Below are 13,921 nucleotides of genomic sequence, written 5' to 3' on the forward strand. Positions count from 1 at the left end.
TGCCTCCGGCGCGCGGATCATGGTCACGCTGCTGCACGCGCTGGAAAGCCGCGGCTTGAAGCGCGGCATCGCCGCCATCTGCATCGGCGGCGGCGAGGGCACCGCGATCGCCATCGAACGCCCCTGATCTACCGCACGGTCGCGGGCCGGCCCAAAGGGGCTGGCCCCGCGCCGCGCCACATGCCAGAAGGCCCGCCATGCACGCCGATTATGCCACCCTGACCAAGACCGTCGCCGCCCTGACCGAGGGCGAGACCGATCCCGTCGCCCTCATGGCCACGCTGGCCTGCGAGCTTCACCATGCCGACGACCGCTTCGACTGGACCGGATTCTACCGCGTGACCGAACCCGGTCTGCTGAAGATCGGCCCCTACCAGGGTGGGCATGGCTGCCTCGTGATCCCGTTCGACCGGGGGGTCTGCGGCGCCTGCGCGCGCACCGGGCAGGTCCAGCTGGTCGACGACGTCGACGCCTTCCCGGGCCACATCGCCTGCGCATCCTCGACGCGGTCCGAGATAGTTCTGCCGGTGCGCGACGCCGCCGGCACGCTGATCGCGGTACTCGACATCGACAGCGACCGGCCGGCGGCGTTCACGCAGGCCGATGCCGAGGCGCTTCAGGCGATCCTCGACGCCACATTCGCGCGGCAGACCGTCCCGGCCTAGGGCCGCGCGGGCAGCAGGCAGAGCATCTCGTAGAGAAGGTTCGCGCCGATCAGCGCGGTGTTGCCCGACGGATCGTAGGGGGGCGAGACCTCGACCAGGTCGCCGCCCACCAGGTTCAGCCCCGTCATGCCGCGCACGATCTCCAGCGCCTGCCAGGTCGACAGCCCGCCCGGCTCGACCGTGCCGGTGCCCGGCGCAAAGGCCGGGTCGAGGCTGTCGATGTCGAAGCTCAGGTAGACCGGCGCGTCGCCCACCGTGGCGCGCACCTTTTCCATCAGCGGCTTGAGCGAGGTGTACCAGATCTCCTCGGCTTGAACGACGGTCCAGCCCTGCTGCCGGCCCCAGTCGAAATCGTCGGGCGAATAGCCCGTGCCCCGCAGCCCGATCTGGAACACCTTGTCGTTGAGCAGGCAGCCATCCTCCCACGCGCGGCGGAACGGGCAGCCATGCGCCACCGTCTCGCCGAACATGTGCTCGTTGATGTCGGCATGCGCGTCCACGTGGACCAGAGCCACGGGCCCGTGCCGGTCGCGCATCGCGCGCAGGATCGGCCAGGTCAGCGTGTGATCGCCGCCCAGCGTCAGCGGCACCGCGCCGTGGGACAGGATGCCCGCGTAGTGGTCGGTGATGATGTCGACCGACTTCTTCAGGTCGAACGTGTTGATCGGCACGTCGCCGATATCGGCCACCTGCAGGCTGTCGAAGGGCGCGGCGCCGGTGGCCATGTTGTAGGGCCGCAGCATGCGGCTCTCGTCGCGGATCTGGCGCGGGCCCATGCGCGTGCCGGGCCGGTTCGAGGTGCCGATATCCATCGGGATGCCGACGAAGCACGCGTCCAACCCGCGCGCATCGTCGTGCGCGGGCAGCCGCATCATCGTCGCCGGCCCGCCGAAGCGGGGCATGTCGTTGCCGCCGAGCGGCTGGTTGTACTGGCTCATGTCGCCTCCATCAGCGCCACCAGCGGACCCAGCTGCGCGTCGATCCGCGCGCGCAGCTGGGCCAGCGTCATGGCGTCGTCCTTCACGAAATCCACGAATTCCTGGTTCAGCCCGTTGAACATCAGCTTGCCCATCGCGCCCGCGTCAAGGTCGCGGCGCAATTCGCCCCGCGCCTGCAGCGCCGCGATCATGTCGGTCACCTGCGCCGCCAGCGCCGCGTCCAGCGCGGAATAGCGCGCGCCGTTCGGCGTCTCGGGCGCCTCGATGCTCAGCGCCATGGCGCTGCGCCACATCTCTTTCGACAAGTAGTTCAGCGAGTGGTCGTAGTAGCCGAAGACCAGCGCGCGGATCGCGTCGAGCGCGCCCTCTGGCGGTTCGGCCAGCAGGGCGGCGCCGCTCTCCAGCACCTCCTCGACTTCGAGCGCCACGGTCGCGATCAGGATGTCGCCCTTGGTGCGGTAGTAGTTGTAGACCGTACCCACCGAGACCTGCGCCTGCTCGGCCAGGTCCTCGATCCGCGCGGCGCGGTAGCCCACGCTGCGGAACCGCGCGACGGCGGCCCGCAGGATGCGGCCCCGGCGATCGGCCTTCTGTTTTTCGCGCAATCCCGCCATCCGGCGCCCGCTCGTCCTTCGCCTCGATGAAATTGATGTTGACTGCAAAATTGAACCGGTTCAACTTTTTTCGGAAGAAGCCGCGGGACCACGCGGACGCGACCCCAGCATGGAGACGACGATGCGAACCACCACCCGACTGATCACCACAACGGCGCTGACCGCGCTGGCCGGCGCGGCATCCGCGCAGGAAGAACTCAACGCGCTGGTCTGGTGCGACCACACCGACCCGGCGCTGATCGAACCGTTCGAGGAAGAACACAACGTCACCGTCAACCTGCGCGAATACGAGGGCACCGGCGCCGCATTGGCGCTGCTGGAACAGTCGCGCCCCGGCGACTGGGACGTGCTGGTGATCGACGGCATCGACGTCTTCCGCGCGATCGACGCCGGGATCCTCGCGCCCATGCCCGCGGACGAACTGCCGACGGTGGACTTCTTCCCCGAGGTCGTGATGGAGGACAACAACACCCGCGACGGCCAGACCTACGCCGTGACCGAGAAGTTCGGCTACAACACCATTTCCTACAACTCGGCCAACGTGGAAGAGGCCGACATGCAAAGCCTCGCCTCGGTCTGGTCCGAGAAGTACGACGGCCGCCTGACGATTTACGACTACTACCTGCCGGTGATGGGCCTGGCCGCACTCGCGAACGGCATCGACACCGCCGACATCAATGCCGACAACCTCGGCACGATTGGCGACACGCTGTCTACCATGCGCTCGCGCGCGGCCTCGGTGGGCGGCGTCGTCGCCGCGCAGACGGCGCTGGCGACAGGCGAGGTCGACGTGGTCGTCGGCGGCGGCGAATGGCTGACCGCTGTCCTGGCCGAGGAACAGCCCGAGCTGACCTGGACCATCCCCGAGGAAGGCGCCGTGCGCTGGACCCAGTCCATCGGCGTGCTGGAAGGCAGCGAGAACCCCGACCTCGCGCTGGAATTCGTCAAGTACATCGTCTCGCCCGAAGGGCAGGCGCGGCTGGCGACCTCGTCGTGCTTCTGGGGCATGCCCGCCAATGCCGCGGCCGGAGAGCACCTGACCGACGCGCAGAAATCGGTTCTGCGCTGGGACGATCAGGAAGACTACCTGGCGCGCACTCAGCTCTATCCCGCTCCCGATACAGATCTCGACATCGAGATGCAGGACCTCTGGCTGGACACGCTGTCGCAGTGAGCCTGCCGTCCGAACAGGCACGGGGCTGGGGCTTCGTCGCCCCGGCCCTGATCTGGACGCTGGCGTTCTTCGTCGTGCCTTTCCTCGTGATGGGCGCGATGAGCCTGGCCGTCCTCGACGGCCGCACGCTTGTCTGGGGCCTGCACCCGGACAACTACGTCGAGCTCGCCACCCGCGCCTATCTCTGGCGCGCCGTGCTGGTTTCGGTCGAGATCACGCTGACCGTCACCATCGTGTCGATCCTTCTGGCCTACCCGCTGGCCTGGATCATCGCCTTCCGGGTGCCCGAGCGCTGGCAGCGGCTGGCGCTGCTGCTGTCGATCCTGCCGTTCTGGACGTCCTACGTGGTCCGCTCCTACGCGTGGCTGCTGGTGCTTGCGCGCGAGGGCGTGGTGAACCAGACGCTGATGACGCTGGGCTTCGTGGACGAGCCGCTGACGCTGGCCAACACGCGCTTCGCCACCGTCACCGGCTTCGTGCATTTCTTCGTCATGCTGCTGACGCTGACGATCTACGCCAACCTCAAGCAGCTGTCGCCGAACTACCGCCGCGCGGCGATGGACCTGGGCGCGAACCAGTTCCAGACCTTCCGGCACGTGATCCTGCCGCTGACGCTGCCGGGCATCATGACCGGCGCGTTCCTGACCTTCGTGCTGTGCATCGGCGACTACATCACGCCGCAGATCCTGGGCGGCAACACCGAACTCACCGTGCCGCAGGTCATCATGGTCCAGCTCGGCCGCCGCGCCGATTTCCCGCTGGCCGGCGCGCTCGCCATCGTGCTGATGGCGCTGGTGACGCTGGCCTACCTGTCGATGTCGCGCTGGCTGCGGATCGACCGGCTGTGATGCGCGCGCTGCCTTGGCTCTACCTCGCCGCCGCCTTCGTGTTCATCTACCTGCCGGTGGGGGCGCTGGTGCTGTTCTCGTTCCAGGGCGGCGGCCTGCCGGTGCCGCCCTTCGACGGCCCGTCGCTGCAATGGTACCGCGACATCCTGGGCGACGGCGACGTGATGGCCGCACTCGGCCATTCGCTAGCGGTCGCCCTCGCCTCGTCCTCGGTCGCCGTGGCGCTGGGGTTCTGCGCCGCCTACGGCCTCGCGCGGCACGTGCTGCCCGGCTCGGCCTGGATCCGGGGCCTGCTGATCGCGCCGCTGACGGTCAGCTACCTGATCATCGGGCTGGGCCTGCTGATCGTGATCCAGCGCGCCGGCATCGGCCTGTCGCTGGCCACCGCCGGGATCGGCCACGTGGTCATCAACCTGCCGCTGTGCTTCGCCATCATCTACGCCGCGATGGGCGCCCAGCAACAGAACGCCGAACGCGCCGCCCGCGACCTCGGCGCGTCCGAGGCGAAGGTCGTCCTGCTCATCACCGTGCCGATGCTGGCGCCCGCCATGCTCGCCGCCTTCTTCCTGTCCGTGACGCTGAGCTGGGACGAGTTCATCATCGTCTTCCTGCTCACCCGCTTCGACGTCACCCTGCCCGTGGAGATCTGGTCCATGCTGCGCTCCGGCCTCTCGCCGCGCCTCAACGCGATCGGAAGCCTCGTCTTTCTCGTGTCGGTCGCCGGCGTCCTCCTGCTCGAACTTCTCGTCTTCCGGAGGCGCCGATGACCGCCCGCGTCACCCTGTCCGGCATCGGCCACAGCTTCGGCGACGCGGTCGCGCTGTCGGGCATCGACCTCGACATCGCCGCGGGCGAATACGTCACGCTTCTGGGCCCGTCGGGCTGCGGCAAGACCACGCTGCTGTCGATCCTCGGCGGGTTCCTCGAACCCACGCGCGGCCGTGTCGCGCTTGACGGTCGCGACGTGACCCGCGTGCCGCCGGCCAAGCGCCCGACCGCGACCATGTTCCAGGACTACGCCCTGTTTCCGCACATGAGCCTGCGCGACAACGTCGCCTTCGGCCTGCGCATGGCCGGCGTCGACCGCAAGACGCGGCACGCCAAGGCGCTGGAACGCCTCGACCTCGTGGGCCTGAAGGACTCGGCCCATCGCCGCCCGCACGAACTCTCCGGCGGCCAGCGCCAGCGCGTGGCGCTGGCCCGTGCGCTCGCGGTCGAGCCCGAGGTGCTGTTGCTCGACGAACCGCTCGGCGCGCTCGACCTCAAGCTGCGCCGCGCCATGCAGGACGAGCTCAAGGCCATACAGCGCCGCGTCGGCACCACCTTCGTGCACGTCACGCACGACCAGGAAGAGGCGATGGCCATTGCCGACCGCATCGTGGTGATGAATGCCGGCCGGATCGAGGATCAGGGCCCGCCCGCGCAGGTCTACCGCCGCCCCGCCTCGCTGTTCTCGGCCGGCTTCATGGGCGAGATGAACCGCATCCCCGGCCGCACCTGCACCCAGGGCGTCGATACGCCCTTCGGCATGCTGGACATCGACGCGCCGGCGTCGGGCGCGCTGACGCTCTGCCTGCGCCCCGAGGCGATCCGCCAGCACGGCGAGCTCAGCATGTCGGGCGTCGATCTCGGCCCCGCCACCGTGCTTGACGCAGCGTTCTTCGGCACGCATACCCGCGCCCACCTGCGCCCCGACAAGGCGCCCGACCTGACGCTGGTCGCCCACCTTCCCGCCGACGCCCCGCCGCGGGCCGGCACCATCCTGCGCCTGTCCGCCGACCCGGCCGACCTGCGCGCCTACCCGGCCGAGTGAGCATGGACCACGCCCGACCCGAAGACTGGTACCGCGTCCAGCGCCTGTCCGACGACGTGACGCTGATCGACGAACCGCACATCAAGCCGTTCTACCGCTGCAACATTTGGCACGTGCGCGGCCGCGACCGCGACATGTTGGTCGACAGCGGCATGGGCGTGGTCAGCTTGCGCGAATGGGTGCCGCTGGTGACCGAACGCGCGCTGACGGCGGTCGCCAGCCACACGCATTTCGACCACATCGGCTGTCACCACGAATTCGCCGACCGCGTGGTCCACCGGGCCGAGGCCGACATCCTCGCCAACCCCGGCAACGCCGCCACGCTGGCCGATCCCTACGTCACCGACGACATCTTCGACACGCTGCCGCCGACGCCCTACCGCTCGGTCACCTACTCGCTGACCGCGGCACCCGCGACGCGGCTGGTCGACGACGGCGACGTGATCGACCTGGGCGACCGGCATTTCGAGGTGATCCACACGCCCGGCCACTCGCCCGGCGGCATCGCCCTGTGGGAGGCCCGGACCCAGACGCTGTTTTCCGGCGACATCGTCTATGACGGCCCGCTGATCGAGGATACGTATCACGCCGACGCGGCGGATTATCACGCCTCGATGGTGCGTCTGTTCGATCTGCCCGTCCGCGTCGTGCATGGCGGGCATTTCCCGTCCTACGACGGCGCGCGCCACCGGCAGATCATCCGCGACTGGCTGGACGCGCACGAGCGTTAGAACAGCGCCCGCCGGATCAGGTTGGCCGCCGCGACCAGCAGCACCACCAGGGTGGCGCGCTTGAACGCGCGCTGGTCGATGCGGTCCTGCACCTTGCCGCCCAGCCACATGCCCAGCACCGCCGGCACGATCAGCGCGGCCGAGAACACCGCCCCCGCCCGGTCGAACACGCCCGACAGGATATGCGCGAAGGTCAGCGCAACCGCGCCCAGCCCGTAGATCACACCCTGGATGCGCATCTGGTCGCGTTTCTCGGTGTTCATAGCGGTAAGGTAGGCCACCACCGGCGGCCCCCAGACGCCCGACAGCCCGCCGATGAAGCCCGCGAAGGCGCCGATGCCCACGTCCAGCCCGCGCGTCTGCCCGCCAAGCTTGGGCTGCCAGCCCGCCAGCTGCAGGCAAGCGAAGCCCGCCACCGGCACGCCGATCGCCAGCAGCAGGATCTCGGCCCGCAGCACGGCTACCAGCTGCGACGAGATCAGCAGCGCCACCAGCCCGACCACCAGAAACAGCCTGAACCGCCCGATCGAGCCCACCGCCGCGCGCGGCCCCTGCCGCAGCGCCTGCATCCCGTTGGTGATCAGCGTCGGCAGGATCAGGCCCGCCAGCGCGATCTCGGGGGTCATCAGGCTCGACAGGCCCGAGATCATGATCATCGGCATGGCGAAGCCGACGATACCCTTGACCACGCCCGCCAGCAGCGCGACGCAGAGGGCCAGCACGACGGCCAGCGGCGACAGATCGGGAAACGGCAGGTCCATGACCGCCCTTTACCCCGCGTCCGCATCCTCTGCACCCCCAAAACGCCGACGCAAGAACCGGAACGATAATCAGGCCCATTCGCAAAAAAGTTGCGCTGCACCTGCGAAGGCGTTAAGTCGGTCCCCGACACGGAAAGGAACACGATCATGGCCGACGGACACCGCCTCGACACCACCGACACGGACGCGATCCTGCCCGACCTTCTGTCCCTGACCGCCGCGGCCCTGCCCACGGTCAAGACCGTGTTCGACGCCGCCCGCGCGGCCGTCCGCGCCCGCGTGACCGACGGCGACCGCGTCTCGGGCGCGCTGATCGAGGCCGAGCAGACCGCCGCCCACGGGCTGGCATGGCTCGCCACCTACCGCGAATCGCTGCGCCAGATGCAGGCCTGGGCCCAACGCCTGACCGACCAGGGCCAGTTCGGCGAGGTCGAGTCGCTGATCCACCAGATCGCCTTCGGCGAATACCTCTGGCAGATCTACGGCGGCATCCAGATGAACCAGGGCGAGATCGTGCGCCTGCAGGACATGGGCCTGTCGCAGGACGACATGCGCGCGCTCATGGTGCCCGAGGTCATGCGCCTGTGCGACGCCGGCAACACGCAGGCCGCGCGCACCCGCCTCGTGGCGCTGATGCAGGACCGCATGGCCGAGATCACCGTCGGCCATACCGGCCTCGACGACGAACTGGGCATGATCCGCGAGCAGTTCCGCCGCTACGCCGTCGACAAGGTCATCCCGCACGCCCACGACTGGCACCTCGAGGATGCCCTCATCCCGATGGAGATCATCGAGGAGCTGTCCGAGATGGGCGTCTTCGGCCTGACCATCCCCGAGGAGTTCGGCGGCCTGGGCCTGTCCAAGGCATCCATGTGCGTCGTCTCGGAAGAACTCTCGCGCGGCTATATCGGCGTGGGCTCGCTCGCCACCCGGTCCGAGATCGCGGCCGAGCTGGTCATCGCCGGCGGCACGCAGGCGCAGAAGGAGCGCTGGCTGCCCGGCCTCGCGTCCGGAGAGATCCTGCCCACCGCCGTCTTCACCGAGCCCAACACCGGCTCGGACCTCGGCTCCCTGCGCACCAAGGCCACGCGGACCGACAGCGGCGACTGGGTGCTCAACGGCAACAAGACCTGGATCACCCACGCCGCGCGCACCCACGTGATGACGGTGCTGGCGCGCACCCAGCCCGGCACCGACGACTACAAGGGCCTGTCGATGTTCCTGGCCGAGAAGACCCCCGGCACCGACGCGGAACCCTTCGTCGATCCCGGCCTATCGGGCGGCGAGATCGAGGTGCTCGGCTACCGGGGCATGAAGGAATACACCGTCAACTTCGACGACTTCGCCGTGAAGGCCGAAAACCTGCTGGGCGAGCAGGAAGGCCGCGGCTTCAAGCAGCTGATGGAGACGTTCGAGAGCGCGCGCATCCAGACCGCCGCCCGGGCCATCGGCGTCGCGCAATCGGCGCTCGACGCCGGCATTGGCTACGCGCTCGACCGCAAGCAGTTCGGCCGCAAGCTGATCGACTTCCCGCGCGTCAGCGGCAAGCTCGCCATGATGGCGGTCGAGATCATGATCGCCCGCCAGCTCACCTATTTCTCCGCGTGGGAAAAGGATCAGGGCCGCCGCTGCGACATCGAGGCCGGCATGGCCAAGCTTCTGGGCGCCCGCGTCGCCTGGGCGGCGGCCGACAACGCGCTGCAGATCCACGGCGGCAACGGCTTCGCGCTGGAATACCCGGTCAGCCGCATCCTGTGCGACGCCCGCATCCTCAACATCTTCGAGGGCGCCGCCGAAATCCAGGCCCAGGTCATCGCCCGCCGCCTGCTGGGCTGAGCGCGCGCCGGATTTCGCGCGTCCCACGCGGCGCCACCTTGCGCGGTGCCCGCGCGGGGCTTATTTCTGAAGAAGCGGACGGCCCCGCCGGGCCCCGCGCAAGGCTCATCGAAGTCATCGCCCTGGCCCGCCCCGTGACGCCGTCACGACCAAGGCCAGGCAACCCTGATTTTCCTGAGAATACGGCCCGTCCGGCATGTCGCCGGACCGGATTCACCATGCGAGGTCGTGATGGGAAAAGGCAACAACAGACGCGGAAACAAGGAAGTGAAGAAGCCCAAGCAGGAAAAGGCCAAGGTCCTCGCGACCGCCAATTCCGGCGTGGTCAAACCGCTTTCGCTGGGCGACAAGAAGACCCGCTAGACCGCCGGAACACCCGGGGCGGACGCGCCACCGCGTCGCCCGCCCCCTGCACCGGGCCATGCGCGCCTCAGGACGATGGCGTCGGCCCGTCGTCGGATTCGGACTCGGCCAGCCGCGCCCGCAGGCGCGCGATCTCGGCGGCCACGGCATCGGTGTCGCGGTCGTCCCGTTCCGTCCACGCGCTGAACCGCTCGAGCAGCGGCACGAAGGCCGCGATCTCGGCCTCGGTCCAGCCGCGCAGGAACTGCCCGATCATCAGGAACTTGTAGCCCCGCACCGCATTGACCACGGCGCGCCCGCGCGCCGTCGGCTCGATCACCGCGCGGCGCGCGTCCTGCTGGCTGACGCCGCGCCGCAGGTGGCCCAGGCGGATCAGCTCGGCCGTCACCCGGCTGGCGCGCGACGGGTCGATCCCCAGCCGCGCGGCCACCGTCGCCACCATCGTCTCGGTCCCCGCCTCGTCGCCGAACTCGTTCGCGGGCGCGACCACCGCCATCAGCACGTCCAGCTGCGCCAGGTCCAGCCCCAGGTCCAGGTCCGCCAGCGCCCGGTGCCCCAGCTCGCGCTTCTGGATGCGCCGCCGCCAGCGCTGCAGGATCGCGTCGATCTCCAGCGCCGCCTGCGTCACCGGTTCGGGCACGCCGGCGCGGGCCAGGTCGCCCTTGAGGTCCTCGTCGCGTTGCATCCGTGCCCTCCGCATTTACGTGCCATTGACATATATATGCCATCAGCACACATATAGAAGCGTTTTCGCTTGCAAGGACGGGACGGCCGCTTCGCGCCTCCCGCAGGATCTGCCATGACATCGACCGCGCGAACCGGCAACAGCCCCGACCGGCCCGACGGCGCGCCCGACCCCGTCCGCGTCCGGATCGTGCTGGCGGCGGTCGCCATGACGCTGCTGACGGCGTCGCTGGGCCAGACGATCGTGTCGACCGCGCTGCCGCGGATCGTGTCCGACCTCGGCGGCATGGCGCACATCACCTGGGTGATGACCGCCTACCTGCTGGCCTCGACCGTGGGCGCGCCGATCTGCGGCAAGCTGGGCGACCTCTTCGGCCGCAAGATCGTCATGCAGGGCGGCATCGTGGTGTTCCTGCTGGGGGCGGTGATCGCCGGGCTGGCGCAGAACATGGGCGTGCTGATCGCCGGCCGCGCGGTGCAGGGCCTGGGCGGCGGCGGGCTGATCGTGGTCGCCATGGCCGTCGTCGCCGACGTGCTGCCCCCGCGCGAGCGGGGCAAGGCGCAGGGCATCCTCGGCGCCGTGTTCGGCGTCTCGACCGTGCTGGGCCCGCTGATCGGCGGCTTTCTCGTCGAACAGCTCAGCTGGCACTGGATCTTCTTCGCCAACCTGCCCGTCGGCCTGACCGCCTTCGTGGCCCTTGCGCTGACGCTGAAGGGGCAGGCGCCCCGCGCCCGTGCCAGGGTGGACTATGCCGGCGCGGCTTTGCTGGCGATCTTCCTGTCCGACGCGGTGCTGCTGTCGGGCGCGCGCGGCTTGTCGCTGCCCGGCGGCGACGCGGCCGTGGTCGGCGGCGTCGTGCTGGCGCTCTGTGCGCTCGCCGGCTTCATCGCGGTCGAGCGGCGCGCGGCCGAGCCGATCCTGCCGCTGCCGCTGTTCCGCAACCCGACATTCCTGGTGGTGAACGCCGTGGGCTTTCTGGTGGGCATGGCGATGTTCGGCACGATCACCTTCATGCCGCTGTTCCTGCAGGTGGTCAAAGACGTGGACGCCACCACGTCGGGGCTGTTCCTGCTGCCGATGATGGGCGGCCTGCTCGGCACGTCGATCCTGGCCGGTCAGGTGATGTCGCGCACCGGGCGCTACCGGCTGCTGCCGGTGCTCTCGACCGGCGTGCTGGCGCTGGCGATGCTGCTACTCGCGCGGATCGGCGCGCAAAGCTCGCTGTGGGGGATCGCGGCGTGCATGCTGCTGGTGGGCGTGGGCCTGGGGCCGGTGTTCAGCATCGGCGTGGCGGCGATCCAGAACGCCGTGCCGGTCGCCATGCTGGGCGTCGGCACCGCCAGCGCCAACATGTTCCGCCTGATCGGCGGCTCGGTCGGCACCGCCGCCTTCGGCGCGATCTTCAGCTCGGAGCTGGCCACGCACCTCGCCGGCAGTCTCCCCGAAGGCATGACCGGCGGCGTCGGCTCGGTCAGCGCCGAGGCGGTGCACGCCCTGCCCGCCCGCGCGCAGGCGGCGGTGCTCGACGCGTTCTCGCAGGCGCTGCACCCGATCTTCCTGGTCGCCGCCGCCTGCGCCGTGGTTTCGTGCCTCATCGCCACCCGCCTGCAGGAGCGTCCCCTCTCGGCCACGCTCTGACCCGGCACCGGATTCGCGCTGGACGGGACCCGGCCGGCCGGATTACACGGGCCTCCCCTCGTCCTTCGGAGGCGCCCTATGTCCACCACACTCCGGCTCGCCATCGGCAGCGTCCTCGTCGGGCTGCTGGTTCTCGGCATCAAGACGCTCGCGTGGTGGCTGACCGGCTCGGTGGCGCTGTTCTCGGACGCGCTGGAAAGCACCGTGAACGTGGCCACCGCCATCGCCGCGCTGATCGCGATCCGCATCGCCGCGCGCCCGGCCGACGCCTCGCACCCCTACGGCCACCACAAGGCCGAGTTCTTCAGCGCCGTGCTCGAGGGGGTGATGATCATCGTCGCGGCCTTGCTGATCCTGCGCGAGGCGTTTCACGGCTTTCTCGACCCCGGCCCGCTGGACCTGCCGATGGCGGGGCTGGCGATCAACGGCGCGGCCACCGTGATCAACGCATTCTGGGCCTGGCTGCTGGTCACCCGCGGGCGCACCGAACGCTCGCCGGCGCTGGTGGCGGACGGCCGGCACCTGTTCACCGACGTCGTCACCTCGGCCGGCGTGGTGGTCGGCCTGCTGCTGGCGATCGCCACCGGCTGGTGGGTGCTCGACCCGCTGATGGCGGCGATCGTGGCGGTCAACATCCTGTGGTCCGGCTCGAAGGTGGTGCGCGATTCGCTCAGCGGCCTGATGGACGAGGCCGTGCCGCAGGAGACGCTCGACACCGTGCGCCGGGTGATCGCCACCACCGCCGGCGGCGCGGTCGAGGCGCACGACCTGCGCACCCGCCACGCAGGCCAGGCGACCTTCATCGACTTCCACCTGGTGGTGCCGGGCGACACCACCGTCTTCGACGCGCACGAGATCTGCGACCGGGTCGAGGCCGGGCTGAAGGACGCCATCGACGGCGCCCGCATCACCATCCATGTGGAGCCCGAGCACAAGCAGAAGCATTCGGGGATCGTCGTGCTGGACTGAGCGCGCCCTAATGTCGTGCGCAACTGAGCGCGCACATATATCGTGCCCGACTGAGCGCAAACTCGCCCCCGGACCGAAGCGCCCCCTAGCCCCCCGTCACAGGCCCGTGCCCGAACAGCGGCGCGTCGCGGTGCGCGTGGTGCAGGCTCTCGAATTCCAGGCTGGAATGGGTGATGCCGAACTCGGCCCGCAACAGGTCCTTGATCGCCACCTTCACCGCCTCGATGCGCCCCCATCCCGCGTCAGTCAGCACCACGTGGCAATCCAGCGCCGCCTCGTGTTCCTGCATCTGCCACAGGTGCACGTGGTGCACGTCGTCGACCCCGTCTACCGCGCGCACCGCGTCGATCACCGCCACGCAATCCATGTCGGGCGGAGAGCCCAGCATCAGCGTCCGGATCGGCCCCCCGATCTCGGTCAGCGCCAGATAAAGGATATACACCGCGATCCCGATGGTGATCGCCGGATCGACCCAACGCAGGTCGTAGAGCAGGATCAGCGCCCCGCCAACGATCACCGCGACCGAGGCCAGCGCGTCCGACAGGTTGTGCAGGAACAGCGCGCGGATGTTCGTGCTGTGCTTCTGCATGGAATAGGTCAGCAGCGCCGTGATCGAATCCACCACCAGCGCGACGCCGCCCAGGATGACCACCGTCCACCCGGCCACCTCAGGCGGGTCGACCAGCCGCATCGCGCCCTCGTAGACCAGATAGACGCCGACCACGACCAGCGTGGTGTAGTTGACCAGCGCGGCGACGATCTCGATCCGACCGTAGCCGAAGGTCATGCGCGCATCGGCCGGCCGGCGGGCGATCTTGCGCGCCGCGAACGCGATCACCAGCGACGCCATGTCCGAGAAGTTGTGCAGCGCGTCCGCCACCAGCGC

Annotated in this window: 15 protein-coding genes and 1 pseudogene; 11 read left to right on the top strand and 5 right to left on the bottom strand. The window is 69.5% G+C overall.

The window, feature by feature from the left end; genetic code table 11:
- Nucleotides 1-127 (top strand): annotated as a pseudogene (locus ACFDTC_RS13480) (acetyl-CoA C-acetyltransferase); the annotation flags it as partial.
- Between the two features lie 70 nt (nt 128-197).
- Nucleotides 198-665: a GAF domain-containing protein gene (locus ACFDTC_RS13485; protein WP_375259402.1), complete on the top strand. Its 468-nt coding sequence runs from the start codon at nt 198-200 to the stop codon at nt 663-665.
- Here the strand turns inward: ACFDTC_RS13485 and speB are convergent.
- A complete protein-coding gene (gene speB / locus ACFDTC_RS13490) occupies nt 662-1,603 on the bottom strand; it encodes an agmatinase (RefSeq protein WP_375259403.1) in 942 nt (313 codons plus the stop codon). The genes ACFDTC_RS13485 and speB overlap by 4 nt on opposite strands.
- Nucleotides 1,600-2,217, bottom strand: a complete 618-nt coding sequence (locus tag ACFDTC_RS13495; RefSeq protein WP_375259404.1) for a TetR/AcrR family transcriptional regulator — start codon at nt 2,215-2,217, stop codon at nt 1,600-1,602. Before ACFDTC_RS13495 ends, speB begins: the two co-directional genes overlap by 4 nt.
- Before the next feature lie 121 nt (nt 2,218-2,338).
- Between ACFDTC_RS13495 and ACFDTC_RS13500 the strand changes: the two genes are divergently transcribed.
- The 5 genes from ACFDTC_RS13500 to ACFDTC_RS13520 are packed head-to-tail and all read left to right on the top strand — an operon-like array spanning nt 2,339 to nt 6,783.
- Nucleotides 2,339-3,391: an extracellular solute-binding protein gene (locus ACFDTC_RS13500; protein ID WP_375259405.1), complete on the top strand. Its 1,053-nt coding sequence runs from the start codon at nt 2,339-2,341 to the stop codon at nt 3,389-3,391.
- On the top strand, nt 3,388-4,239 hold the full coding sequence (locus ACFDTC_RS13505) for an ABC transporter permease (RefSeq protein ID WP_375259406.1): 852 nt from the start codon (nt 3,388-3,390) through the stop codon (nt 4,237-4,239). Before ACFDTC_RS13500 ends, ACFDTC_RS13505 begins: the two co-directional genes overlap by 4 nt.
- Nucleotides 4,239-5,006, top strand: a complete 768-nt coding sequence (locus ACFDTC_RS13510) for an ABC transporter permease (protein WP_375259407.1) — start codon at nt 4,239-4,241, stop codon at nt 5,004-5,006. The genes ACFDTC_RS13505 and ACFDTC_RS13510 overlap by 1 nt, the downstream gene beginning before the upstream one ends.
- The gene (locus ACFDTC_RS13515) at nt 5,003-6,052 is read left to right on the top strand and encodes an ABC transporter ATP-binding protein (protein ID WP_375259408.1); all 1,050 of its coding nucleotides are present in this window, start codon (nt 5,003-5,005) and stop codon (nt 6,050-6,052) included. The genes ACFDTC_RS13510 and ACFDTC_RS13515 overlap by 4 nt, the downstream gene beginning before the upstream one ends.
- Nucleotides 6,053-6,054: 2 nt before the next feature.
- Complete coding sequence (locus ACFDTC_RS13520) at nt 6,055-6,783, top strand: MBL fold metallo-hydrolase (RefSeq protein WP_375259409.1); 729 nt, start codon at nt 6,055-6,057, stop codon at nt 6,781-6,783.
- Here the strand turns inward: ACFDTC_RS13520 and ACFDTC_RS13525 are convergent.
- Nucleotides 6,780-7,544, bottom strand: a complete 765-nt coding sequence (locus tag ACFDTC_RS13525; RefSeq protein ID WP_375259410.1) for a sulfite exporter TauE/SafE family protein — start codon at nt 7,542-7,544, stop codon at nt 6,780-6,782. The genes ACFDTC_RS13520 and ACFDTC_RS13525 overlap by 4 nt on opposite strands.
- Before the next feature lie 147 nt (nt 7,545-7,691).
- Here ACFDTC_RS13525 and ACFDTC_RS13530 point away from each other — a divergent pair, with 147 nt between their 5' ends.
- Together ACFDTC_RS13530 and ACFDTC_RS13535 are read left to right on the top strand one after the other, a co-directional pair.
- Complete coding sequence (locus ACFDTC_RS13530; RefSeq protein ID WP_375259411.1) at nt 7,692-9,380, top strand: acyl-CoA dehydrogenase family protein; 1,689 nt, start codon at nt 7,692-7,694, stop codon at nt 9,378-9,380.
- 231 nt (nt 9,381-9,611) lie between these two features.
- Nucleotides 9,612-9,743 (top strand): hypothetical protein, encoded by a 132-nt coding sequence (locus tag ACFDTC_RS13535; RefSeq protein ID WP_375259412.1) that lies wholly within the window; start codon nt 9,612-9,614, stop codon nt 9,741-9,743.
- 67 nt (nt 9,744-9,810) lie between these two features.
- Here the strand turns inward: ACFDTC_RS13535 and ACFDTC_RS13540 are convergent, their stop codons facing one another.
- A complete protein-coding gene (locus ACFDTC_RS13540) occupies nt 9,811-10,428 on the bottom strand; it encodes a MarR family winged helix-turn-helix transcriptional regulator (protein WP_375259413.1) in 618 nt (205 codons plus the stop codon).
- A gap of 114 nt (nt 10,429-10,542) precedes the next feature.
- Here ACFDTC_RS13540 and ACFDTC_RS13545 point away from each other — a divergent pair, with 114 nt between their 5' ends.
- Both ACFDTC_RS13545 and ACFDTC_RS13550 read left to right on the top strand, forming a co-directional pair.
- Nucleotides 10,543-12,066: an MDR family MFS transporter gene (locus ACFDTC_RS13545; RefSeq protein WP_375259414.1), complete on the top strand. Its 1,524-nt coding sequence runs from the start codon at nt 10,543-10,545 to the stop codon at nt 12,064-12,066.
- A gap of 78 nt (nt 12,067-12,144) precedes the next feature.
- Nucleotides 12,145-13,035, top strand: a complete 891-nt coding sequence (locus tag ACFDTC_RS13550) for a cation diffusion facilitator family transporter (RefSeq protein WP_375259415.1) — start codon at nt 12,145-12,147, stop codon at nt 13,033-13,035.
- Nucleotides 13,036-13,120: 85 nt separating this feature from the next.
- Here the strand turns inward: ACFDTC_RS13550 and ACFDTC_RS13555 are convergent.
- Nucleotides 13,121-13,921 (bottom strand): cation diffusion facilitator family transporter (locus ACFDTC_RS13555; protein ID WP_375259416.1); only part of this gene is annotated, 801 nt, incomplete at its 5' end.

It is taken from the genome of Citreimonas sp. (genome assembly GCF_042096055.1).
GTDB lineage: Bacteria > Pseudomonadota > Alphaproteobacteria > Rhodobacterales > Rhodobacteraceae > Citreimonas.